Genomic DNA, 21,936 nt, shown 5'->3' with positions numbered 1-21,936 from the left:
CGGAGCGGTCGCGTGGACGGATGGCGGCGATCCGAGGATCATCCGAAGGGCGGCGCGGCGCCCTCCCACATGCCGAGGAACGCCATCCACGCGCCGCCCGCCACCGTCCACACGGCGATGATCACGACGGACATGAGGAACGCCACGCGGAACCACTCGCCGACCTTGACGTACCCCGACCCGTAGATCACGCCTGATGGTCCCGAGGCGTAGTGCGAGAGCGCGCCGAAGAGGTTGCCGATGAAGCCGAAGACGAGGGCGGCGAACGTCGGGGGCGCTCCCGCGGCGATCGCGGCGCCGACGAACACGGCGTACATCGCGACGATCTGCGCGGTGTTCGAGGCGAAGAGGTAGTGCACGTAGAAGTACACGAGCGAGAGGATCGCGAAGGCGACGATCCAGGGCATGCCGCCGACGAGGCCCGACACGACCGCGCCGATCCAGTCGATGACCCCCAGCGTGTTGAGCTGCCCGGCCATCCCCACGAGCACGGCGAAGAACACGAACGTGTTCCATGCCGAGGAGTTCCTCGCCATGTCCTTCCACGTGAGCACGCCGCTGAGGAGCAGGATCGCGATGCCGACGAACGCGGCCGTCGTCGCGTTGACGTCGAACGTCGATCCGAGGACCCACATGAGGAGCAGGAGGACGAAGGTGCCCGTCATCACGATCTCGCCCGAGGACATCCGCCCCATCGCGCGGAGCTCCTCGCGCGCCATCGTCGGCGCTTCGGGCGTCTTCTTCACCGTCGGGCCGTAGAGCTTCGTCATCGCCCACGGGACGATCGCGAGGCTCAGGATGCCGGGGACGAGCGCCGCGAGGGCCCACGTGCCCCACGAGATGTCGATCCCGAGGTCCGCGGCAGCCTGCTGCGCGACGGGATTGCCCGCCATCGCCGTGACGAACATGGCGCTCGTGATGACGTTGACGTGCGCGGCGGTGAACGTGAGGTACGAGCCGAGCCTCTTCCGGGACTCGTCGGTCTCCGGGGTCGATCCCTGCACCTCGGCGATCGAGCGGATGATCGGATAGACGACGCCTCCGGCACGCGCCGTGTTCGAGGGGGTCGCGGGGGCGAGGACGAGATCGGTCACCGCCATGCCGTACGCGATGCCGAGCGGAGATCGACCGAGCCAGGAGACGAACATCAGCGCGATGCGGCGTCCGAGGCCCGTGAGCAGGAAGCCGTCGGCGATGAAGAACGCCGCGACGATGAGCAGCACCGTGGGGTTCGCGAAGCCGCTGAGCGCCTCGCCGGAGGCGACGTCCATGGCGCCGGTGATCATCGCGGCGGCGAGCCCGATGAGCGCGACGGACGGCGTGGGGAAGGGCTGGAGGATGAGCCCGATGATCGTCGCGACGAAGATCGCCAGCATCTGCATGCCTCGGTCGTCGACCCCGGCGGGCGGCGGGACGAAGAAGATCCCGAGCGTCACGACGAGCATGACGCCGAGCTTCCACAGACGGGAGACGTTCGCCGCGCCGAGGCCGCGGCGTCCGGTGTCCTGCTGCGTGGTCAACGTTCTCCCCGTCGTCGCGACGACATGCGCCGGCTCGCCTCTGGCCGTTTCGATCCTAATGACGCGCAGCGGGGCGGGCGAGCGGCATGCCGGAGAGCCGCATCCCGGTGTCCGCGTCGACGAACAGCCGGTCCCGCATCGATGGGACGCCCGATCGGCATCGTCTGCAACGCCGGAGGGAATGGGCACGAGGGCACCGGGGTTCGGTTCTGTCATGGAGCTCGAGGTGGTGCTGCCCGACGAGTCGCCGTCGATGCCGGTGGAGAGGCTCGTCGAGCTGGCGCGAGCCGCCGAGGAGCTCGGGTACGCGACCGCGTGGTTGCCCGACCACGTGCTGCCGCCGGGCGCGTACGGCACCGCCTTCGGGGGCGTGTACGAGCCGCTCGTGACGATCGGGCATCTGTCCGCCGTCACCGAGCGGCTGCGCCTGGGCACATCGGTGCTCGTGGCTCCGCTGCGCGACCCGTTCGTGCTCGCGAAGCAGGTCGCGACTCTGCAGCAGCTCTCGGCCGGACGGGTGATCCTCGGCGTCGGCGTCGGATGGAACGAGAAGGAGTTCGACGCGGTCGGAGCGGACTACGCCCACCGCGGCGCCGTCACCGACGATGCGCTCGCCCTGTTGCGGCACCTGCTCGGGGGAGGGGCGGCGCCCTACCGTGCGCGACGCTTCTCCTACGAGCAGGGAGTGTTCGCTCCGACGCCGGACCATCGGGTCCCGGTCATGGTCGGCGGCGACAGCGATGCCGCGTTGCGCCGTGCGGCTCGGTCCGGCGACATCTGGCAGGGGCTCCCCACCAGCCCCGGTGCCTTCGCCGAGCGGGCCCAGAGGCTGGCGGGGCTCGCCGTCGACCGCGACGTCCTGGCCACGTTGCGGATCGGCTGGGACGGGACGGCGCCCGTCGGCCGGATCGCCGACGAGGTCGTCGCCTATCGCGAAGCGGGGGCGGCTCGGGTGGCCGTCCATTTCGGGGAGCACGACGGGACGCGCGTGCGGATGGCGGCGCTGGCGGAGGCGCTGAGCGAGCGCTGACGCTCGGCCCGGCGATCCTGTCAGGGCCGTCCTCGTGCGGCGTCCCCCGTGGCGCGTCGGAACAGGTCGATGGCGTCGTGGATCGCCTCCCGGCCACCGGCGGCGTCGACGGGGGAGCCTCGGCGCTTCCGCATGACGTAGTGCAGCACGGTCATCGCGAGCCCCACCACCATGCGCGCCTCGTCCTCGAGCCCCGGCTCCGCGTCGGGCGTGCGACCGCCGGCCGCGAAGCGATCCAGGAGCACCGCGGCGTACTGGTCCTCGAGATCGCTCATCCGGGCGATCATCCGGTCGACCAGCTCGGGGCTGCGCTGGATGGCGAGCCTGCGCGTCCGGGAGAGCTCCGGATGGGGCTCGTGGACGGACAAGGCGGTGGTGACCATCGTCAGGAAGTCCTCCAGCACGCTCGGACCGCTCGCGCGGACGAACGCGTGGACCGCCTCGTCCGGCGGGAAGGGCGGCAGGGCGCCGAGGACGACCCCCTCCTTCGAGCCGAAGTAGTTGAAGAAGGTGCGGGGGGAGACCGTCGCGGCCTCGCAGATCATGTCGACCGTGACGTTCTCGTAGCCGCGCTCGAGCACGAGCGCGAGGCCGGCGCGCTCGATCGCGGCCTGAGTGGCCGCGCGTTTGCGCTCGCGCAGCCCTCCGGTCCGCGCCGTCTCACTCATACCGCAGGGCGTCGATCGGATTCTGCCGTGCGGCGCGTCGGGCCGGCAGGGTCCCCGCCAGGAAGGCGATCCCCATCACGACCAGGATGATCGTCGCGACCGACGCCGGAGCGAACTGCATGACCTGGAGGCCCTCGAGATCCGTCAGGACGGTGTCGGCGAGCACGGTGCTGATGAGGCTCCCGAGGCCGATCGCCACCACGGCTCCCAGGGCGCTCCCCAGGAAGCCGATGAACACGGCCTCGGCGCTGAACAGCGCGAACACGTTGCCGCCGCTCATGCCCATGGCCTTCATCAGGCCGATCTCGCGGGTGCGTTCCTGGACGCTCATGAGCAGCGTGTTGACGATCCCGAAGCCGGCGGCGATCAGCGCGATCACCGCGAACGCGTTGAGCACCCCGATGATGCCGTCGATCACGGACTGCACCGCGCCGATCTGGTCGGTCACGGTCTGCGCCGAGAAGCCCTCATCGGCGAGGTCCGCCTTGAGGGCGGCGATCTGCGCGTCGGTGGCGTCGGGGTCGAACGTCGCGGTCGCCGCGGCGTAGCCCTGCTGCAGGCTGTCGGGCACGCCGGTGTCCTGGACGGCGACGAGCTCGTCGGTCAGGCTCTGGCCGAGCGCGGCGCCCGAGGAGAAGAGCGACTCGTTCTGGACGCCGACGACGACGGCGTCCACCTCGTGCATCTCGCCGAGGTAGTCCGAGATCCCGATCGTGACGGTCTGCCCGACGGCCTCGTCGGCGGCTCCCAGCTCCAGCGCGTCGAGGTACGAGGTGGGCAGCAGGATCTCGTTCGCGTCCGAATCCGCCGACAGCTCCGCGCCGGCGGCCAGGTCGGGGACCGACACGGCGGCGCTCGCGTTCGCGCTCAGCTCGAACCTCTCGCCGCCCCCGTGCGAGATGTACGACGTGTTCACCGACACGACGGGGCTCACGGCGAGGATCCCGTCGACGGCGGCGATGGCGTCGAGATCGTCGTCGTCGAGCACCTCGGTGGCCGCGGCGCCGGGCATCCCCTGGCCGCTGCCCGCGGCGGCGTCCGGATCGTAGGGCGCCGGACCGCCGTCGTCGGCCGCGGTCTCGTCGGCGGCGTGCGTCACGGTCAGCACGTCGGTCGAGCCGATCGAGGACACCTGCGCGTCGATGTAGTCCGAGACCCCCGTCCCGATCGCGCTGGTGATCGTGAGCGTGAAGGCGCCGAGGAAGATGGCCACGACCGTCAGCGCTGTGCGCGTCGTGCTGCGGAAGCTGTTGGACACGGCGGAGGCGAGGACGTCCCAGATCTTCACGACCGTGCCCCCGCCCCGTCGAGAGCCGGTCCCGAGACCGCGTCGATCAGGCCGTCGCGGACGAACACCTGCCGATCGCAGCGCCCGGCGAGGTCGGGATCGTGGGTCACGATCACGAGGGTGATGCCGTGTTCGCGATGGAGGTCGAAGAGGATGTCCTCGACCAGCGACCCCGTCGCCGTGTCGAGGTTCCCCGTGGGCTCGTCGGCGAAGATCACCTTCGGGCCGGTCACCAGTGCTCGTGCGATCACGACGCGCTGCTTCTGGCCACCCGAGAGGTTCGTCGCCCTGTTCCCGGCCTTGTCCGCCAGCTGGAGCTGCTCCAACGCCGCCATGCCGCGCTGCTTGCGCTCCCGCGCGCCCACGCCGGCGATCTTCAGGGGGAGGACCACGTTCTCCAGCACGGTGGCGTTGGGGATCAGGAAGAACTGCTGGAACACGAAGCCGAAGTCCTCGTTGCGCAGCCTGCTCACCCGCCGCGCGCCCAGCGCCGCCGCATCCTCGCCTCCGACCAGCAGCGCGCCCCCGTCGGGAGCGTCCAGCAGCGCCAGCAGGTGCATGAGGGTGGACTTGCCCGACCCGCTCTTGCCGACGATGGCGATCGACTCGCCCTCGGCGATCTCCAGGGACACGCCCTTGAGCGCCTCGAATCGCGCCTGGCCCTTCCCGTACGTCTTGCGTATGTCGCGCGCTTCCAGGATCGGGCTGCTCATCGGGATGCTCTCCTCGTCGTCGGTCCAGCGGGCGGGGTCCAGCACAAACGTGCAGAGCCTGCAAGTTTATAGTAACTGCACTTCTCTGGTTCGTCGCCGGACTCAGCGGACGCGTGCCGCCAGGGCGTCGGCGATCGCGGACATGCCCGCTTCGTTGGGGTGGAACGAGGATGCGGTCTTCTTGACCGAGGGCTGGAAGCCGAACACCCAGGGCTCCGTCGAGCCGAGACCGTGGCCCGTGCTCAGCTTCGAGGCCCGGACGAGCTCGGCGCCGGCTCGCTCGGCGGCGATCTCGTGGCCGCGGACGAGGGCGTCCTGGATGCGGAGGAACACGGCTGTCTCGGCGTCGGAGAACAGCGGATCCTCGCCGTGGTCTCGACCGTCGAGGACGGTCAGGTAGTCCACCAGCACGACGCGCGCGTTCTCGGCTCGGGCGCGCACCCCCGCCACGATCGCGACCAGTCCCCGCGCCACGGCGTCGACGCTCTCCTCCGTCGGCTCGGGGACGCCGCCGGAGAGCCCCTGGGTGAGCATCGTCGCGATCGGGCCGTCGGGTTCGAATCGCGACCACGCGGCGTGCAGCATCGAGCCCGCGAACTGGAGATCGTTTCCTCCGGCCGTCACCGTGACCAGGTCGGCGTCCGGGGGCACGCCGTCGATCTGCGGAGGGAACTCCACTCCGGCCGCGATCGTCTGCGGAGTGTGGAGGATGGTGGCGGTCGTCGCGCCGGAGACCGACAGGTCGGTCAGCTCCGCGCCGAGACGATCGGCCAGCAGATGAGCGTAGTTCCGGGACGATCGCATCGCGTTCGCATCTTCCACCGGCTCGACCCCGGGCCCCGCGGCGAAGGAGCTGCCGAGGCCGACGATCTTTCGATGCTCCGTCATGGCCAGATCATCTCAGAGCGGTCGCCGTGACGGAGCCGAGGAGGGCGGGCACCACGTGCGGGCGGTCGTGCACGCCGCCGGCATCGGCCCGCAGATGGGCGCACCCGGGAAGATCGTGCGCATCAACGGCATCGGGACCGTCGGCGTCGGGCCGCTTCGACGCCGCGATGGGAGAGCTCGAGGAAGACCACGGCGCCTCGGACTTCCTGAAGGTCGCCGCCATCAGACGGTTCGGCAGACGGGAGGAGATCGCCGCCGTCCTCGCCTTCTGCGCCGGCGAAGCCCCGGGCCATCTCACCGGCACCGACATCCTCGTCGACGACGGCACGCGCACCGGGCAGGACTTCACGAAGAAGCGGTGAGCCGCGAGCGGCAGCGGGGCGTCCGACCGGGGCGGCCGGCGTCGGGACGGCGACACGATCCGACGTGCCGCACGTCCCGACTCATCGGAGACGCCTGTCCCGACTCCTCACACACTGTGCCCCCGGAGGGATTCGAACCCCCGACCTTCGGTACCGGAAACCGGTGCTCTATCCCCTGAGCTACGGAGGCGCACTGATCGAGGATATCAGCGCGACGGAGTGCTCTCGTCCACATCCGGCACGGGCTGCTGCTCGGCGGCCTCGACGCGGAAGGGCTGCGCGATGTGCGCGATCGCGTCCGCGAGACGGCCGGCGAGATACGCGTGACCGGCGTCGCCGGGATGGTTCGTCCCCGTCTCGGAGGTGTCGATGACCCAGTCGTAATCGGCCTCGGTGATCCACTCCTCGGACACGGGCGAGATGTACCACCATCCCCGTGTCGACGCGAGGGCGGCGAGCTCGGCGTCGATGCGCGCCGTCGTCTCCTCGACGGGCAGCACCTGCGGGGCGGGTCCCAGGACGACCACGGCCGCATCCGGGTACAGCTCGACGAGCGCGTCCCACGCGCCGTTCACCGCGTCGGCGTAGCGGGAGAGGTCCTGGCGGCGGTCGTTGATGGAGCCCTGCAGGATCACGAGATCGGGGTCGAGAGCCGGGTCGAGCGCCGCGATGCGGTCGCCGTAGTCCGGCCCGTCGATGCCGGGCTTCAGATATCCGCTGCTGCGCACGCCGTCGACGATCGTGTCCCAGCCGAGGCTCTCGCCGACGAGGTAGGCGTACCCTCCCTCGGGATCGGTCGCGGCGGAGCCGTACGTCCACGAGTCGCCGAAGATCAGCACCGTCGGGTCGTCGGCCAGGAGGATCGGCGCGGGCTGGACCGCGGCGGTCTCCGCCCCGCCGGCGGCCTGCGGGGTCGCGACGGGGGCCCACGGCCGCCACACTCCGAGTGCGACGGCGCTCAGCAGGGTGACGCCGACCGCCGCGAGCGCCGCGACGGACCGGCGGCTCCGGCGATCCGCGGTCATGTGAAGAGGATAAGCGCCGGATGTGAGGACGCCGTCATGGTTGCGGAATGCGTCGGCCTAAACTTGACGGGTTATGAACCCGGAAGCCCTCGCAGCAGCCCTGCTCGCCATCCTCACGCCGATCGCCGAGCGCCGCCGTCCCGAGGAGCCGCTCGCGCTGGAGGCCGCCGATCTCGCGTTCGACCGGCCGAAGAACCGCGACCACGGGGACTGGGCGAGCAACGTCGCGCTCAAGCTCGCCAAGCCTCTCGGCACGAGCCCGCGCGAGCTCGCCCAGGAGATCGCCGACGCGCTCGCGGCGACGGACGGCGTCGCCTCCGTCGAGGTCGCCGGCCCCGGGTTCGTCAACATCCGCCTGGAGACCGCCGCCGCAGGAGCCCTCGCGAGGACGATCGTCGAGGCGGGCGCCGACTACGGCCGCAACGACACCCAGGCCGGCAACAGCATCAACCTCGAGTTCGTCAGCGCGAACCCCACGGGCCCGCTGCACATCGGCCACACGCGCTGGGCCGCGCTCGGCGACTCCATCGCGCGCGTGCTGAAGGCCAGCGGCGCCGACCTCGTCAGCGAGTACTACGTCAACGACGCGGGCGCCCAGATGGACAAGTTCGGCGCGAGCGTGCTCGCCGCCGCGAAGGGCGAGCCCACCCCGGAGGGCGGATACCCCGGGCCGTACATCGCCGACCTCGCCGCATACGTCCTGGAGCGCCGCCCCGACCTGCTCGAGCTCTCCGACGAGGAGCAGCTGAGCACGGCGCGCGAGCTCGCGTACGCGAAGCAGCTCGATGAGATCAAGGCGTCGCTGGAGGCGTTCAACGTCCACTTCGACGTGTTCTTCAGCGAGCGCATGCTGCACGCGAAGAACGCCGAGACCGGGGCGAGCCTCATCGACGACGCCGTGGAGCGCCTGCGCGCCCAGGGGCACGTGTTCGACGAGGGCGGCGCGGTGTGGGTGCGCACGACGGCCTTCGGAGACGACAAGGATCGCGTCGTCCGTCGCTCGGACAGCGAGATCTACACGTACTTCGCGGCGGACGCCGCGTACTACCTGAGCAAGTCGGACCGCGGCTACCGGCACAAGATCTACCTCCTCGGGGCCGACCACCACGGCTACGTCCACCGTCTCAAGGCGCTCGCGGGCGCTGCGGGCGACGACCCGCAGAAGGACATCGAGGTGCTCATCGGCCAGCTCGTGTCGGTGAACGGCGCACGGCTCTCCAAGCGGGCGGGCAACGTCATCGAGATGGACGACCTCGTCTCGTGGATCGGTGCCGACGCCCTCCGCTACTCCCTCGCGCGCTACCCCGCGGACTCGCCTCTCGCCCTCGACCCCGAGCAGCTGCGCAGGCGCACGAACGACAATCCGGTCTTCTACGTGCAGTACGCGCACGCCCGCACGGTCAACGTCGCCCGCAACGCGGCCGAGGCGGGGGTCGACCGCTCGGAGTTCGCCCCGGAGCTGCTCGCCCACGAGACCGAGGCCGCGCTCCTCGGCGCGCTGCAGGAGTTCCCGCGCCTGGTGGCGTTCTCCGCCGAGCTGCGGGAGCCGCACCGCATCGCGCGGTATCTCGAGGAGCTCGCGGGCCTCTACCATCGGTGGTACGACACCTGTCGCGTCACGCCCCTGGGCGACGCCCCGATCGAGGCCGTGCACCGCACGCGCTTGTGGCTGAACGACGCGACGGGACAGGTGCTGCGCAACGGCCTCGACCTGCTGGGCGTGAGCGCGCCCGAGCGGATGTGACATGGCGCGCCGTCCGGTTCGCGGTCTCGTCATCGCAGGCGTCGTCGTCCTCGCGGCCGTCGCGGCGTTCTTCGTCGGCGACGCGATCGCGCGCGCGATCGTGCAGGACCGCGTCCGCGACACGATCGTGTCCGAGCTGGCGCTGCCGTCGGACCAGCGGATCGACGTCGCCGTCGGCGGCCTCGTCATCCCACAGCTCGTCGTCGGGCGCCTCGACGACGTGCACGTGGCGGCCGAGGACGTCGCGCTCGAGGGGCTCTCGGGCGACATCGAGGGCGACGCGCACGGCGTGCCGACGCGCGGCGACGACGTGACGGCGCTCGGCGCCACGGCGACGATCCGGATGGACGCCGAGGACGTCGACGCGCTTCTCGCGACAGCCGGCGGGGAGTGGACGTCATGGGGCGACGTCTCGGTCGCGCTGCCGGGGCCGGCGGCGACGTTCTCGGCCGAGATCAACGTGTTCGGCGCATCGCTCCCGCTCGAGTTCAGCGCCGTCCCCGGCGTCTCGGACGGCGACGTGGTCGTCGTGCCCGACGCCGTCCGGATCGGGGACCTCGAGCTCGACGCCGCGAGCATCGCGCAGGCCCCGGTCGATCTCAGCGCGCTCGCCCAGCCGCTCACCGTCTGCCGCGGCGACACGCTCCCGTCCGGCGTCGAGGTCACGGCCGCCGACGTCTCCGACGAGCGCCTCGTCATCCGCCTCGCGCTCGCCGACGGCTTCCTCGACGGCATCGAGACGTTCGACGCCGCCATCTGCGCGTGACCCCGCCCATTCCGGCACGTGCGGCCCATCCCGCCGGCGAGGATCCATGCACGCCGTGAGGATGCGGGCGCCGCGTGCCCTCTCACGGTGCAGGTGGATTCTCGCGGGAGAAGGCGGTGCCATACACTCGAAGACACCGCGACGATGTGACCATTCCGTCCCGCGGAGAACTCCCGTCCACTGATTGGTGACCCGTGTCCTCGTCCGCCCTCGCGCCCGAATGGCTCACGACGCCCGCCGACCCGAACGATCTCGCGGCCGGCGTCTGGCCGGCCTCCGCGGCGCGGGACGCCGACGGGGCGATCGAGCTGGCCGGGATGCCCGCGACCGCCCTCGTCCGCGAGTTCGGCACGCCGCTCGTCGTGATCGACGAGGACGAGGCCCGTCGGAGGGCGGCCGAGACGCTCCGTGCGTTCACCGGCGCCGCGGCACGGCGCGGGGGGGAGGCGCGCGTGTACTACGCCGGGAAGGCGTTCCTCAGCGCGGAGATCGCGCGGTGGATGGTCGAGGCCGGGCTGAACGTCGACGTGTGCTCCGGCGGCGAGCTCGCGGTCGCGATCGCCGCCGGCGTCCCCGCCGCGCGGATCGGCTTCCACGGCAACAACAAGCAGGTCTGGGAGCTCGAACGCGCCGTCACGGCCGGCGTGGGCACGATCATCGTCGACTCGTTCATCGAGATCGAGCGCATCGCGGCCATCGCCGAGCGCATCGGCGCCACGCAGACGGTGCTCGTCCGCGTCAACAGCGGCGTGCACGCCGAGACCCATCACTTCCTCGCCACGGCGCACGAGGACCAGAAGTTCGGCTTCGCCCTCGCCGCGGCCGAGGAGGCCGTCGCGCGCATCCGCGAGCTCCCCCGTCTCGCGTTCGCCGGCCTGCACTGCCACATCGGGTCGCAGATCTTCGGCCTGGCGGGCTTCCGCGAGTCCGCGTCGCGCGTGATCGAGCTGCACGCCCGCCTGCGCGAGGGCGGCGACGTCCCGCTGCTCAACCTCGGGGGAGGGTTCGGCATCGCCTACACGCGCGCGGACGACCCGTCGCCCATCGACGGGCTCGCCGACGGCATCGTCGGCGTCGTCGCCGACGAGTGCGCCGTCCGCGGCATCCCCCTTCCGGCTCTCGCCTTCGAGCCGGGGCGCAGCATCATCGGCCCCGCGGGCGTGACGCTGTACGAGGTCGGGACGACGAAGCCCGTCGCCGTGCCGACCGGGGACGGCGAGGCCGAGCGGCTCTACGTGAGCGTCGACGGCGGCATGAGCGACAACGCCCGGCCCGCCCTCTACGGCGCGCAGTTCTCGGCGCGCATCGCGTCGAGGGAGGGCACGGGCGCGCCCGCGCTCGTGCGGGTGGTCGGCATGCACTGCGAGTCCGGCGACGTCGTCGTCGACCACGAGTACCTGCCGGGCGACGTCGTGCCGGGCGACCTGCTGGCCGTCCCGGCGACGGGCGCGTACACGGTCCCGCTCGCGAGCAACTACAACCACGTTCCGCGGCCGCCCGTCGTGGCGGTGCGCGCGGGCCGGGCCCGCGTGATCGTGCGCGGCGAGACGATCGACGATCTGCTCGCGCGCGACGCGGGCCTCGTCACCGACGCCGGCCGGGAGGCCGGAGGGGGAGAACGATGATCGACCACCGCACGCTGAGGGTCGCCCTTCTGGGCGCAGGCTCCGTCGGATCGCAGGTCGCCCGCCTGCTGCTCGAGAGCGGCGCCGACCTCGCCGAGCGCAGCGGCGCGAGCCTCGAGCTCGCGGGCATCCTCGTGCGCGACGTCGACGCTCCGCGCGACGTCGAGCTGCCGCGGGAGCTCCTCACGACCGACGCCGAGAGCCTCATCGTGGGCGCCGACATCGTCATCGAGCTCCTGGGCGGCATCGAGCCCGCCCGCACGCACATCCTCGCGGCGCTGACGTCGGGCGCCGACGTCGTCACCGGCAACAAGGCGCTCCTCGCGACGCACGGCGTGGAGATCTTCGACACCGCCGACCAGGTCGGCGCCTCCGTGTCGTACGAGGCCGCCGTCGCCGGCGCGATCCCGATCATCCGCCCCCTGCGCGACTCGCTCGCGGGCGACCGCATCGTGCGCATCTTCGGCATCGTGAACGGGTCGACGAACTACATCCTCGACCGGATGGACCGCGAGGGGCTCTCCGCGGAGGACGCCCAGCGCCTCGCGACGGAGCTCGGCTACCTCGAGGCCGACCCGACCCTCGACCTCGAGGGCTACGACGCCGCGCAGAAGGCCGCCATCCTCGCGAGCCTCGCCTTCCACACCCGGGTGTCGATCGACGACGTGCACCGCGAGGGCATCGAGGGCATCACGGCCGACATGATCGACGGCGCGCGCCGCGCCGGGTTCGTCATCAAGCTGCTCGCGGTCTGCGAGCGACTCGAGGGGGCGGCCGCCGACGGCGAGGACGAGGCGATCTCGGTGCGGGTCTACCCCGCGCTCGTCGATCGCGAGCACCCCCTCGCGAGCGTGCACGGCGGCAACAACGCCGTGTTCGTCGAGGCCGAGGCCGCAGGCCCCCTCATGTTCTACGGCGCGGGCGCGGGCGGCGTCCAGACGGCCTCCGCCGTGCTCGGCGACGTCGTCTCGGCGGCCCGCCGCCACATCGCCGGCGGCGTCGGCGTCGGCGAGTCGGCGCGGCAGAGCCTGCCGACGGCTCCCATCGGGCGCATCTCGACGCGCTACCAGATCACCCTCGAGGTGTCGGACGAGCAGGGCGTCCTCGCCACGATCGCCGGCATCCTCAACGACGGCGGCGTCTCCGCGGCGACCGTCGAGCAGACCGTCGACGACGAGGGCACCGCCCGCATCGTGATCGGAACACACAGGGCTCGGGAGCAGGCGCTCAGCGACACCGTCGCGCGTCTCGCCCAGAGCGACGTCGTCGAGCGCGTGGCCTCCGTGCTGCGCGTGGAAGGAGAATGACCATGGCCCATGTCTGGCGCGGAGTGCTGCGCGAGTTCGCCGACCGCCTGGGCGTCACCGACGCCTCCACCGTCGTGACGCTGGGCGAGGGCGGCACGCCGCTCATCCCCGCGCCGTCGCTGTCGCAGCGCACGGGCGCGGACGTCTGGATCAAGTTCGAGGGCATGAACCCCACGGGCTCCTTCAAGGACCGCGGCATGACCGTCGCGCTCTCGCGCGCCGTCGAGCACGGCGCCAAGGCCGTCATCTGCGCCTCCACGGGCAACACGTCCGCATCGGCGGCCGCCTACGCCGCGCACGCGGGCATCACCGCCGCGGTGCTCGTCCCCGAGGGCAAGATCGCGATGGGCAAGCTCAGCCAGGCGGTCATCCACGGCGGTCAGCTCATCCAGATCCGCGGCAACTTCGACGACTGCCTGGAGATCGCCCGGGAGCTCAGCGAGCGCTATCCCGTGCATCTCGTCAACTCCGTCAACCCCGATCGCATCGAGGGGCAGAAGACCGCGGCGTACGAGATCGCGTCGCAGCTCGGCGACGCGCCCGACTTCCACTTCATCCCCGTCGGCAACGCGGGCAACTACACGGCATACTCGCGCGGCTTCATCGACGACGCGCAGGCCGGGACCACCACGCGCGTGCCGCGCATGTTCGGCTTCCAGGCCGAGGGCTCCGCGCCCATCGTCCGCGGCGAGATCGTCAAGGACCCCGAGACCATCGCCACGGCCATCCGCATCGGCAACCCCGCGTCGTGGGAGCTCGCCCTCGACGCCAGGGAGAAGACCGACGGCTACTTCGGCGCCATCTCCGACTCGGCCATCCTCGCCGCGCAGAAGCTGCTCGCGGGCACGGTCGGCGTGTTCGTCGAGCCGGCGTCCGCGATCGGCGTGGCCGGCCTCCTCGAGCGCTCGGCGGCGGGCGTCGTCCCCGCGGGCTCGCGGGTGACCGTCACGGTCACCGGCCACGGACTGAAGGACCCGCAGTGGGCCCTGAAGCAGGAGGACGGGTCGGAGGTCACGCCGACCGTCGTGGACGCGTCCACGGGCGATGTGGCGGACGTCCTCGGGCTCGCACCCGTCGGGGCGCCCGCGTGAGCTCAGCCCGGCGCACCGTGCAGGTCCGCGTGCCTGCCACGAGCGCCAACCTCGGGCCCGGGTTCGACACCCTCGGGCTCGCGCTGTCGATCTACGACGATCTCGCCGTCACGGCGCTGGCGGACGGCGAGCTCGAGATCGAGGTGTCGGGGTCGGGGGCGGACGAGATCCCGCGCGACGAGTCGCACCTGATCGTCCGCGTCATCCGTCACGTCTTCGCCTCCGTGGGGCGCGCAGCGCCCGGGCTGAGGATCGTCGCGCACAACGGCGTCCCGCACGGTCGGGGCCTCGGGTCGTCGGGAGCGGCGGTCTCGGCCGGCGTCCTCGCGGCCAAGGGGCTGCTCGAGGGCGACGTCGACCTCTCGGAGAACGACCTGCTGCGCCTCGCGACGCAGCTCGAGGGGCATCCCGACAACGTCGCGCCGGCGCTCTTCGGCGGCCTCACGATCGCATGGCTCGACGAGCAGGCACGCCCCCAGCACAAGAAGCTCCTCGTGCATCGTGGAGTCGCCCCCGTCGTCTTCGTCCCCGAGACGACCATGTCGACCTCGCTCGCCCGGAGCCTGCAGCCGCTGCAGGTGCCGCGCGAGGACGCGGTCTTCAACGTCTCCCGGTCGGCCCTGCTCATCGCCGCCCTCACCCAGAGCCCGGAGCTGCTTCTCGCGGCGACCGAGGACAAGCTGCACCAGAGCTACCGGGCGGAGGCGATGCCGGAGACGGACAGGCTCGTCCGGACGCTCCGTGGAGCCGGGTTCGCCGCCGTCGTCTCGGGGGCGGGGCCGAGCGTGCTCGTCCTCGCGGACGGCCCCGGTCGCCGTCTCGAGGCCGCGGAGCTGGCGGGGCGCGTGACGGATGCTCCGTGGGAGGCGCTCATGCTCGCCGTCGATTTCAAAGGTGGTACAGTGAGGGACATATCGGTGGGTGCTGACTAGCACGATCAAAGCCACCGTCGCAATTCTGCGAAGCCCCCCGCATGATCCTCGCCGTCTGAACAGACAGGCCGGGATCCACGCGCCTCGTGGCGCGCGTCAGGCGAATCTCGCCCGTGCGGTTCGGGTCATGCCACGCAAGACGACAGGAGTGCTCGTGGGGTCGATCTCCGAGATCCAGGACGACGCCGCCGACGCGGCGAACGAAGACATCCAGGCCGACGTGCGGACGGAGGCCGCTCCGGCCGCCGAAGCTCCGGCCGTCGAGCCCGCCGCGGCCGAGGCGCCTGCGGCGAAGCCCGCGCGCAAGCGCGCCCCGCGCCGCACGAAGAAGGCCGAGCCCGTCGAGGAGCCTGCCGCCGAGGCGGCTCCGGCGGACGAGAGCGCCCCGGCTCCGGCCGAGGAGGCGCCCGCACAGGAGGAGAGGCCGTCCGCTCCGGAGGAGACGCACGACGTCGCGCCGCGCGAGACGCCCGACGGCGAGACGACGGCGGAGGCCGAGCAGGCGGACGCCGCCGACGCGGCGCCTGCCGAGCAGGCCGAGGCGACGGAGGGCGGCACCGGCAGGCGCGACGGCCGAAGGACCGGCAGCCGCCAGGCGGGCGGCGACAGGACCGCCGCCGAGAAGGCCGACGAGGCGCAGGCCGGCAAGACGGACTCCGCCCCGCAGGACGGCGACCGGCCCGAGGGCGATGCCGACCGCTCGGACGACTCGACCGGCCGTCGGGGCCGCAACCGCAACCGCCGCAACCGCAGCAAGAACGGCGGCGAGGCGCAGGGCGACGACGGCCGCTCGACGCAGGACGACGCCAAGGACGACGAGGGCGACCGCTCCGACCGCGGGGGCCGTCAGAACCAGGGCCAGCGTCAGGGCCAGGCGCAGAACCCGGACCAGGGCCGTGGCCGCGGACGCAACAAGCGTCGCGGGGGAGCGGACGACGAGTTCGACACCGAGATCGGCGACGACGACGTGCTCGTGCCGATCGCGGGCATCCTCGACGTCCTCGACAACTACGCGTTCGTGCGCACCACCGGCTACCTCCCCGGCCAGCAGGACGTGTACGTCTCGCTCGGCCAGGTGAAGAAGTACGCCCTGCGCAAGGGCGACGCCGTCGTCGGCGCGATCAAGCAGCCGCGCGAGGGCGAGCAGCCGGGCCGCCAGAAGTACAACGCGCTCGTCAAGGTGGACTCCGTCAACGGGCTGTCCGTCGAGGACGCCGCGGGCCGGGTCGAGTTCGGCAAGCTCACGCCGCTCTACCCGCAGGACCGCCTGCGTCTCGAGACGGCGCCCGAGAAGCTGACCCAGCGCATCATCGACCTCGTCGCCCCGATCGGCAAGGGCCAGCGCGGTCTCATCGTCGCCCCGCCCAAGGCGGGCAAGACGATCGTGCTGCAGCAGATCGCGAACGCGATCGCGCAGAACAACCCCGAGGCGCACCTCATGGTCGTGCTCGTCGACGAGCGCCCCGAAGAGGTGACCGACATGCAGCGGTCGGTGAAGGGCGAGGTCATCGCCTCGACCTTCGACCGCCCCGCCGAGGACCACACGACGGTCGCCGAGCTCGCCATCGAGCGCGCCAAGCGCCTCGTCGAGCTGGGTCGCGACGTCGTCGTGCTGCTCGACTCGATCACGCGTCTCGGCCGGGCCTACAACGTCTCCGCACCGACCTCGGGGCGCGTGCTGTCCGGCGGGGTCGACGCCTCCGCGCTCTACCCGCCGAAGCGCTTCTTCGGCGCCGCGCGCAACATCGAGAACGGCGGCTCGCTCACCATCCTCGCCACGGCTCTCGTCGAGACCGGGTCGAAGATGGACGAGGTGATCTTCGAGGAGTTCAAGGGCACGGGCAACATGGAGCTGCGCCTGTCGCGCCAGCTGGCCGACAAGCGCATCTTCCCGGCGGTCGACGTCAACGCGTCCTCCACGCGCCGCGAGGAGGTGCTGCTGTCGCCCGACGAGGTGAAGATCACCTGGAAGCTCCGTCGCGCCCTCGCCGGACTCGACCAGCAGCACGCGCTGGGCGTGATCCTCGACAAGCTGAAGGAGACGCAGTCCAACGTCGAGTTCCTCGTGCAGATGCAGAAGTCGATCCCGGCGCCGGCCGGAGGCCGGGGCTCGGGCCATGAGAACGACATCCGCTGACGCGTGTTCGAGTCCGTCCAGGCGCTGATCGACGAGCACGGCCGGGTGCAGGAGGAGCTCTCCGACCCGGCCGTGCACGCCGACGCGGCGCGCGCCAAGCGCGTCAACCGCCGCTACGCCGAGCTCAGCAGGATCGTGCGCGCCCACGAGGAGTGGACGGCGGCGGGGGACGACCTCGCGGCCGCTCGCGAGCTCGCGAAGGAGGACGACGCGTTCGCGGAGGAGATCCCCGGGCTCGAGGAGCACCTCGCGGAGACGCAGGAGGGGCTGAGGCGCCTCCTCATCCCGCGCGATCCGGACGATGCGCGCGACGTGATCATGGAGATCAAGGCGGGCGAGGGCGGCGCCGAGAGCGCGCTGTTCGCGGCCGACCTGCTGCGCATGTACACGCAGTACGCGGCGTCGCAGGGATGGAAGACGGAGCTGCTCGAGCGCGACGAGTCCGATCTCGGCGGCTACAAGAACGTCCAGGTCGCGATCAAGGGCTCGTCCAACGACCCCGCGCAGGGCGTCTGGGCGCACCTCAAGTACGAGGGCGGCGTGCATCGCGTGCAGCGTGTGCCGGCGACCGAGTCGCAGGGGCGCATCCACACGTCGACGACGGGCGTGCTCGTCTTCCCCGAGGTGGACGAGCCGGAGGAGATCCACATCGATCCGAACGACCTGAAGATCGACGTCTTCCGGTCGTCCGGCCCGGGCGGCCAGTCGGTCAACACGACCGACTCGGCCGTGCGCATCACGCACGTGCCGACGGGGATCGTCGTGTCGATGCAGAACGAGAAGTCGCAGCTGCAGAACCGCGAGGCCGGCATGCGCGTGCTGCGCGCGCGTCTGCTCGCGAAGCAGCAGGAGGAGCTCGCGGCGGTCGCGGCCGATGCGCGCAAGTCGCAGATCCGCGGCATGGACCGTTCCGAGCGCATCCGCACGTACAACTTCCCCGAGAACCGCATCGCCGATCACCGCACGGGCTACAAGGCCTACAACCTCGATCAGGTCATGGACGGCGCGCTCGCACCCGTCGTCGCCTCCTGCATCGAGGCCGACGAGGCCGAGCGCCTCGCCGCGCTCGGCGACTGAGGCGCCCGGCTCGCACCGATCGGCCGGTCAGGGGTGCTTGTCGCCCACGTCGCGCCCCACGGCGAACGCCGCGGGCTCGGCGCCGTTGAGGGCGTGGTCGCCGAGGAGGCGCGCCTTGAACGGGTAGGGGTTGTGCGACGCCACGGCGCGCGCGTTCCGCCAGTGCCGGTCGAGGCCGAGGCCGGTGTCGAGCGACGACGCGCCGAGCACGTCGAGCAGGTGCGCCGTCGCGTCGAGGACCTGCTCCGAGATCGTCACCTGCGCCGAGGCGACCGCGAGCTCGACGTCGACGAAGCGCGCGTCGACGTCCTCGGGCGCCGCGTCGCGGTCCAGCCACAGCGACCAGGCGGCCTCCATCTCGCGGGCCACGCCGTCGAGGACCCAGCGCGCGGCGTCCGCGGTGGCCCTCAGCCGGCCGACGTGCTCCTGCACGACGGCGTCGTGGCGCGGCAGCTCGCCCGTGCCGGTGAAGTACACCCGGGTCTTGCCCCGCAGCTGCGCCGTCACCTCTCGTGCGGCCGACTCGGCGATCCCCGCGAGCGTGGCGAGCAGCACGGCCTGATGCAGTCCCGAGCCTCCGCGTCTCGGACCCTCCGCGGCGAAGCGGCGGACCTCGTCCTCCTCGACGCGCACGTCGTCGAAGACCGTCGTGCCCGTCGCGGTGAGCCGCTGGCCGAAGCCGTTCCAGTCGTCGACGATCGACACGCCCGTGCGGTCGGCGGGGACCACGGGCACGACGGGCGTCCCGCTCTCGTCGACGGCGCCGACGGGGAGCCACTGCGCGTACGCGTTGCCCGTGCCGTAGATCTTCCGCCCGTCGAGGCGGTATCCGCCGCCGGGACGTCTCGCGAGCACCGTCCCGACCTCGCCGAGGGCGGAGCCGCGCGGCTCCGTCGTCGCGCTGCCGAACAGATCGCCCGCCGCGACGCGCTCCAGCCACACGCGGCTGCCTGAGTCGTCCGCGTCTCGGAGCAGGAGCTCGACCTGGAAGAAGTGCTGCCGCAGCGCCTGCGGGATGTTCGAGTCCGCGGCCGCGAGCTCGCGCAGGAGGACGAGCAGCTGCCGCAGGCTCACCCCGTGCCCGCCGAGCTCCTGCGGGACGCGCAGGGCACCGAGGCCGGCCTCGCGGAGGGCGCGGACCTCGTCGTGCGGGAGCGCCCTGGCCTGTTCGCGTGCCGCGGCGCCCTCCGCGATGCGGGAGAGGAGCGGCGCGAAGCGCGCGAGCAGCTCGGCGTCGGAGACGGCGTCCGCGCTCATCGCGCGCCCTCGCTCCGCCGCAGCGCGGCGAGCGCCGCCCGGTGCCGCCGGGCCGGATGGCTCTCCGGCAGGAACGGCCCGGAGCCCGTGACCTTCTCTCGCGCGGTGCCGGGGGTGTACTCCGCCCGCATCGTCCCGCGCTCGACGAGGACGGGACGGACGTGGTCGACGAAGTCGGCGAACGACCCCGGCGAGACGAGGTACTGCAGGTTGATGCCGTCGACGCCGGCGTCCTGCCAGGCGTCGATCTCGTCGGCGATCTGCTCGGGGGTCCCCACGACGTGCCGGTTCGCCGCCCAGCGGACGAAGCGCTCGAAGTCCCACGACGCGTCGGGGGCGGTGCCGAGCACGGTGCGCAGCAGCGCGCCGGGGTCGGACGACGCGCGCAGCTCCGCGACCGTCGCGCGCAGGGGGTAGCGGTCGAGGTCCTCCTGCCAGAAGCCGCTCAGCTTGACGAGGATCGACTCGAGCGACTGCGTCTCCTGCAGCTCGCGGTCGAGGCGCCGAGCCTCCTCCTCCGTGCTGCCGACGACGACGCCGAGGCCGCCGAGGATCTTGACGTCCTCGGCCGACCGCCCCTGCGCGACCGCCGCGGCACGCAGCTGGCGCACGCTCGCCGGCGCCTGCTCCCTGCCTCCCGACGTGAAGAGCACCTCCGCGTTCGCCCCCGCGAACGAGATGCCCGTCCCCGACGCCGCGGCGTTGAAGAGGAACGGCGTGCGCTGCGGGCTCGGCTCGGTGAGATGCGGCCCCGGCACCGTGTAGTACGGTCCGACGTGGTCGATCGTGTGGACCTTCGACGGATCGGCGTAGACGCCGCGGGCGCGATCGGCGATCACGGCGTCGTCCTCCCAGCTCGCCTCCCACAGCTTGAAGACCGCCGTGACGTAGTCGTCGGCACGACCGTACCGCTCCTCGTGGCTCGGGAGCCCGCTGTGCCCGAGGTTCCGCCCCGCGCCGGGCAGGAAGCTCGTCACGATGTTCCACGCGACCCGGCCGTCGCTCAGGTGGTCGAGCGTCGACATCTTGCGCGCGAACGTGTACGGCGGCTCCTGCAGGATGTTCTCGGTGAGGACGAACGACAGGTCCGTCGTCTCGTGGGCGAGGATCGGGATGAGGACGGCCGGGTCGTTCACGGGCGTCTGCATCCCGGTGGCGATCGCCGCATCGCGGCTGCCGCGGTAGATGTCGTAGGGCGCGAGCACGTCCGCGAAGAAGAGGAAGTCGAACCGGCCGCGCTCGAGCGTCTTGGCGAGGTCGATCCAGAACGCCGTCGTGTTGAGCTCGGTCTGGCGGCTGTCGGGGCGGCGCCAGGCGCCGTGGTCGTGGTGCGAGAGCACGAACTCGTTGAAGGCGCTGAAGATGAGCGGCGGGCGGGTCATCGCGTGTTCTCCGTTCCGAGGATCTGCTTGCCGATGACGCCGGAGAGCACCTCGGTCGAGTAGGCCATGAGCTGTCCGGCCTCCGCGTCGCGGAGATGGCGCTGGATGGGCGAGGTGCGGAGGTACCCGCTCGCTCCGCCCACGCGGACGGCGAGCTGCGCCGTGTCGACCGCGACGCGGTTCGCGAGGAGCTTCGCCCGGTCGAACTCGCCGGCGTGCTCGGGGACGCCCTCGTCCGCGTGACGGAGCGCCTGACGCCAGTACGCGCGGACGGCCTCGATGCGGCTGTGATGGTCGGCGACGGCGAACTCGACCCACTGCTGCTCGGCGAGCGGCCGGCCGAGGATGACGCGCGAACGGGCATGGGCGACGAGGGCGGCGAGCGCGGCGTCGGCGATCCCCAGCGAGATGCCCGCGAGCCCCGCGCCGACGTAGTTGCGGTGTCCGGGCCCGGGGAGGCCGCCGCGTCTCTCTGCGGGCAGCGGCGTGCCCCGGAACGACAGCAGCTGGCTGCGCGTGCCGCGCAGGCCCAGGGAGTCCCAGATGGGGATGACGGAGATCGTCTCGTCGGGCTCGACGCCGAAGAACGCCGGGACGCCGTCGATCGCGACGTTGACGAGCAGGTGGTCGGCGATCTCGCTGCCCGAGACGAAGCGCTTGGCGCCGTCGAGCGTGTGCCCGCCGGGGGCGGGCGCGGCCTCCTGCTGGGGATTGAGGAAGCGGTTGCCGCTCGTCGGCTCCGACAGCGCGTTCGCGAAGCGGTCGCCCGCGAGGAGCGCCCGCGCGTAGTGATCGCCGAGGGTGTCCTTCGTGAGCTGTGCGAGGCCCACGGCCGCGCCCAGATGCATCGTCCAGATCGTCGCGACGGCCGGGTCGGCCTCGGCGAGCGCCCGCACGACCTCGCCGAAGAACGCATGGCTCGCGCCTCCGCCGCCGAGCTCCTCGGGGAGCGCCGCGGCGTCGAAGCCCTCGGCGTGCAGCTGACGCAGCCGGGCCTCGGGCAGCCGCGCCCGCTCGTCGTTCTCCGCCGCCTCGGCGGCGATGCCGGGCAGGAGCTCCTCCAGTCGGTCGCGCAGGCGTCGCTCGTCCTCCCGGACGAGCACGTCGGATGCGGTCGTAGCCAT

19 protein-coding genes and 1 tRNA gene are annotated in these 21,936 nt (G+C 72.0%); 10 read left to right on the top strand and 10 right to left on the bottom strand.

Features of this window, described 5'->3' with window-relative positions; translation table 11 throughout:
• Window positions 1-38 precede the first annotated feature (38 nt).
• Window positions 39-1,445, bottom strand: a complete 1,407-nt coding sequence (locus N8K70_RS12205) for a DASS family sodium-coupled anion symporter (protein WP_394357836.1) — start codon at window positions 1,443-1,445, stop codon at window positions 39-41.
• 289 nt (window positions 1,446-1,734) lie between these two features.
• Here N8K70_RS12205 and N8K70_RS12200 point away from each other — a divergent pair, with 289 nt between their 5' ends.
• Window positions 1,735-2,550, top strand: a complete 816-nt coding sequence (locus N8K70_RS12200) for a TIGR03619 family F420-dependent LLM class oxidoreductase (RefSeq protein WP_317138614.1) — start codon at window positions 1,735-1,737, stop codon at window positions 2,548-2,550.
• 20 nt (window positions 2,551-2,570) lie between these two features.
• Here N8K70_RS12200 and N8K70_RS12195 read toward each other — a convergent pair whose 3' ends face one another.
• From N8K70_RS12195 to N8K70_RS12180, 4 genes are all read right to left on the bottom strand, one after another.
• A complete protein-coding gene (locus tag N8K70_RS12195; protein WP_317138613.1) occupies window positions 2,571-3,218 on the bottom strand; it encodes a TetR/AcrR family transcriptional regulator in 648 nt (215 codons plus the stop codon).
• A complete protein-coding gene (locus tag N8K70_RS12190) occupies window positions 3,211-4,506 on the bottom strand; it encodes an ABC transporter permease (RefSeq protein ID WP_317138612.1) in 1,296 nt (431 codons plus the stop codon). The genes N8K70_RS12195 and N8K70_RS12190 overlap by 8 nt, the downstream gene beginning before the upstream one ends.
• Window positions 4,503-5,219, bottom strand: coding sequence for an ABC transporter ATP-binding protein (locus tag N8K70_RS12185; protein WP_317138611.1), 717 nt, complete (start codon window positions 5,217-5,219; stop codon window positions 4,503-4,505). The genes N8K70_RS12190 and N8K70_RS12185 overlap by 4 nt, the downstream gene beginning before the upstream one ends.
• Before the next feature lie 102 nt (window positions 5,220-5,321).
• Window positions 5,322-6,107 (bottom strand): SGNH/GDSL hydrolase family protein, encoded by a 786-nt coding sequence (locus tag N8K70_RS12180; protein WP_317138610.1) that lies wholly within the window; start codon window positions 6,105-6,107, stop codon window positions 5,322-5,324.
• Between the two features lie 167 nt (window positions 6,108-6,274).
• Here N8K70_RS12180 and N8K70_RS12175 point away from each other — a divergent pair, with 167 nt between their 5' ends.
• Window positions 6,275-6,469, top strand: a complete 195-nt coding sequence (locus N8K70_RS12175; RefSeq protein WP_317138609.1) for a hypothetical protein — start codon at window positions 6,275-6,277, stop codon at window positions 6,467-6,469.
• A gap of 117 nt (window positions 6,470-6,586) precedes the next feature.
• Here the strand turns inward: N8K70_RS12175 and N8K70_RS12170 are convergent.
• Both N8K70_RS12170 and N8K70_RS12165 read right to left on the bottom strand, forming a co-directional pair.
• Window positions 6,587-6,659: transfer RNA gene (locus N8K70_RS12170), tRNA-Arg, on the bottom strand.
• Between the two features lie 16 nt (window positions 6,660-6,675).
• Window positions 6,676-7,494, bottom strand: a complete 819-nt coding sequence (locus N8K70_RS12165; protein ID WP_317138608.1) for an SGNH/GDSL hydrolase family protein — start codon at window positions 7,492-7,494, stop codon at window positions 6,676-6,678.
• 73 nt (window positions 7,495-7,567) lie between these two features.
• Here N8K70_RS12165 and argS point away from each other — a divergent pair, with 73 nt between their 5' ends.
• The 8 genes from argS (at window position 7,568) to prfA (ending at window position 18,173) form a co-directional block, all read left to right on the top strand.
• Complete coding sequence (gene argS / locus N8K70_RS12160) at window positions 7,568-9,238, top strand: arginine--tRNA ligase (protein ID WP_317138607.1); 1,671 nt, start codon at window positions 7,568-7,570, stop codon at window positions 9,236-9,238.
• Between the two features lies 1 nt (window position 9,239).
• Entirely contained in the window at window positions 9,240-10,004 is a 765-nt protein-coding gene (locus N8K70_RS12155) for an LmeA family phospholipid-binding protein (protein WP_317138606.1), read from the top strand.
• A gap of 194 nt (window positions 10,005-10,198) precedes the next feature.
• Window positions 10,199-11,629 carry a diaminopimelate decarboxylase gene (gene lysA / locus N8K70_RS12150; RefSeq protein WP_317138605.1) on the top strand — a complete coding sequence of 477 codons (1,431 nt, stop codon included), beginning with the start codon at window positions 10,199-10,201 and terminating at the stop codon, window positions 11,627-11,629.
• Window positions 11,626-12,936: a homoserine dehydrogenase gene (locus N8K70_RS12145; RefSeq protein ID WP_317138604.1), complete on the top strand. Its 1,311-nt coding sequence runs from the start codon at window positions 11,626-11,628 to the stop codon at window positions 12,934-12,936. Before lysA ends, N8K70_RS12145 begins: the two co-directional genes overlap by 4 nt.
• A 2-nt stretch (window positions 12,937-12,938) precedes the next feature.
• On the top strand, window positions 12,939-14,027 hold the full coding sequence (gene thrC, locus N8K70_RS12140; RefSeq protein WP_317138603.1) for a threonine synthase: 1,089 nt from the start codon (window positions 12,939-12,941) through the stop codon (window positions 14,025-14,027).
• Window positions 14,024-14,959 (top strand): homoserine kinase, encoded by a 936-nt coding sequence (thrB, locus tag N8K70_RS12135; RefSeq protein WP_317138602.1) that lies wholly within the window; start codon window positions 14,024-14,026, stop codon window positions 14,957-14,959. The genes thrC and thrB overlap by 4 nt, the downstream gene beginning before the upstream one ends.
• A gap of 127 nt (window positions 14,960-15,086) precedes the next feature.
• A complete protein-coding gene (rho, locus tag N8K70_RS12130) occupies window positions 15,087-17,096 on the top strand; it encodes a transcription termination factor Rho (protein WP_317138601.1) in 2,010 nt (669 codons plus the stop codon).
• A gap of 3 nt (window positions 17,097-17,099) precedes the next feature.
• Window positions 17,100-18,173 (top strand): peptide chain release factor 1, encoded by a 1,074-nt coding sequence (gene prfA / locus N8K70_RS12125; RefSeq protein ID WP_317138600.1) that lies wholly within the window; start codon window positions 17,100-17,102, stop codon window positions 18,171-18,173.
• A 27-nt stretch (window positions 18,174-18,200) separates the two neighbouring features.
• Here the strand turns inward: prfA and N8K70_RS12120 are convergent, their stop codons facing one another.
• From N8K70_RS12120 to N8K70_RS12110, 3 genes are read right to left on the bottom strand one after another with little or no spacing between them, the layout of a single operon-like run.
• Window positions 18,201-19,430: an acyl-CoA dehydrogenase family protein gene (locus tag N8K70_RS12120; RefSeq protein WP_317138599.1), complete on the bottom strand. Its 1,230-nt coding sequence runs from the start codon at window positions 19,428-19,430 to the stop codon at window positions 18,201-18,203.
• Entirely contained in the window at window positions 19,427-20,812 is a 1,386-nt protein-coding gene (locus tag N8K70_RS12115; RefSeq protein WP_317138598.1) for an NtaA/DmoA family FMN-dependent monooxygenase, read from the bottom strand. Before N8K70_RS12115 ends, N8K70_RS12120 begins: the two co-directional genes overlap by 4 nt.
• On the bottom strand, window positions 20,809-21,936 hold the full coding sequence (locus N8K70_RS12110) for an acyl-CoA dehydrogenase family protein (protein ID WP_317138597.1): 1,128 nt from the start codon (window positions 21,934-21,936) through the stop codon (window positions 20,809-20,811). The genes N8K70_RS12115 and N8K70_RS12110 overlap by 4 nt, the downstream gene beginning before the upstream one ends.

The organism is Microbacterium sp. AB (assembly GCF_032878875.1).
GTDB classification, from domain to species: domain Bacteria; phylum Actinomycetota; class Actinomycetes; order Actinomycetales; family Microbacteriaceae; genus Microbacterium; species Microbacterium betulae.
This window is presented reverse-complemented; position numbering and strand designations above follow the sequence as displayed.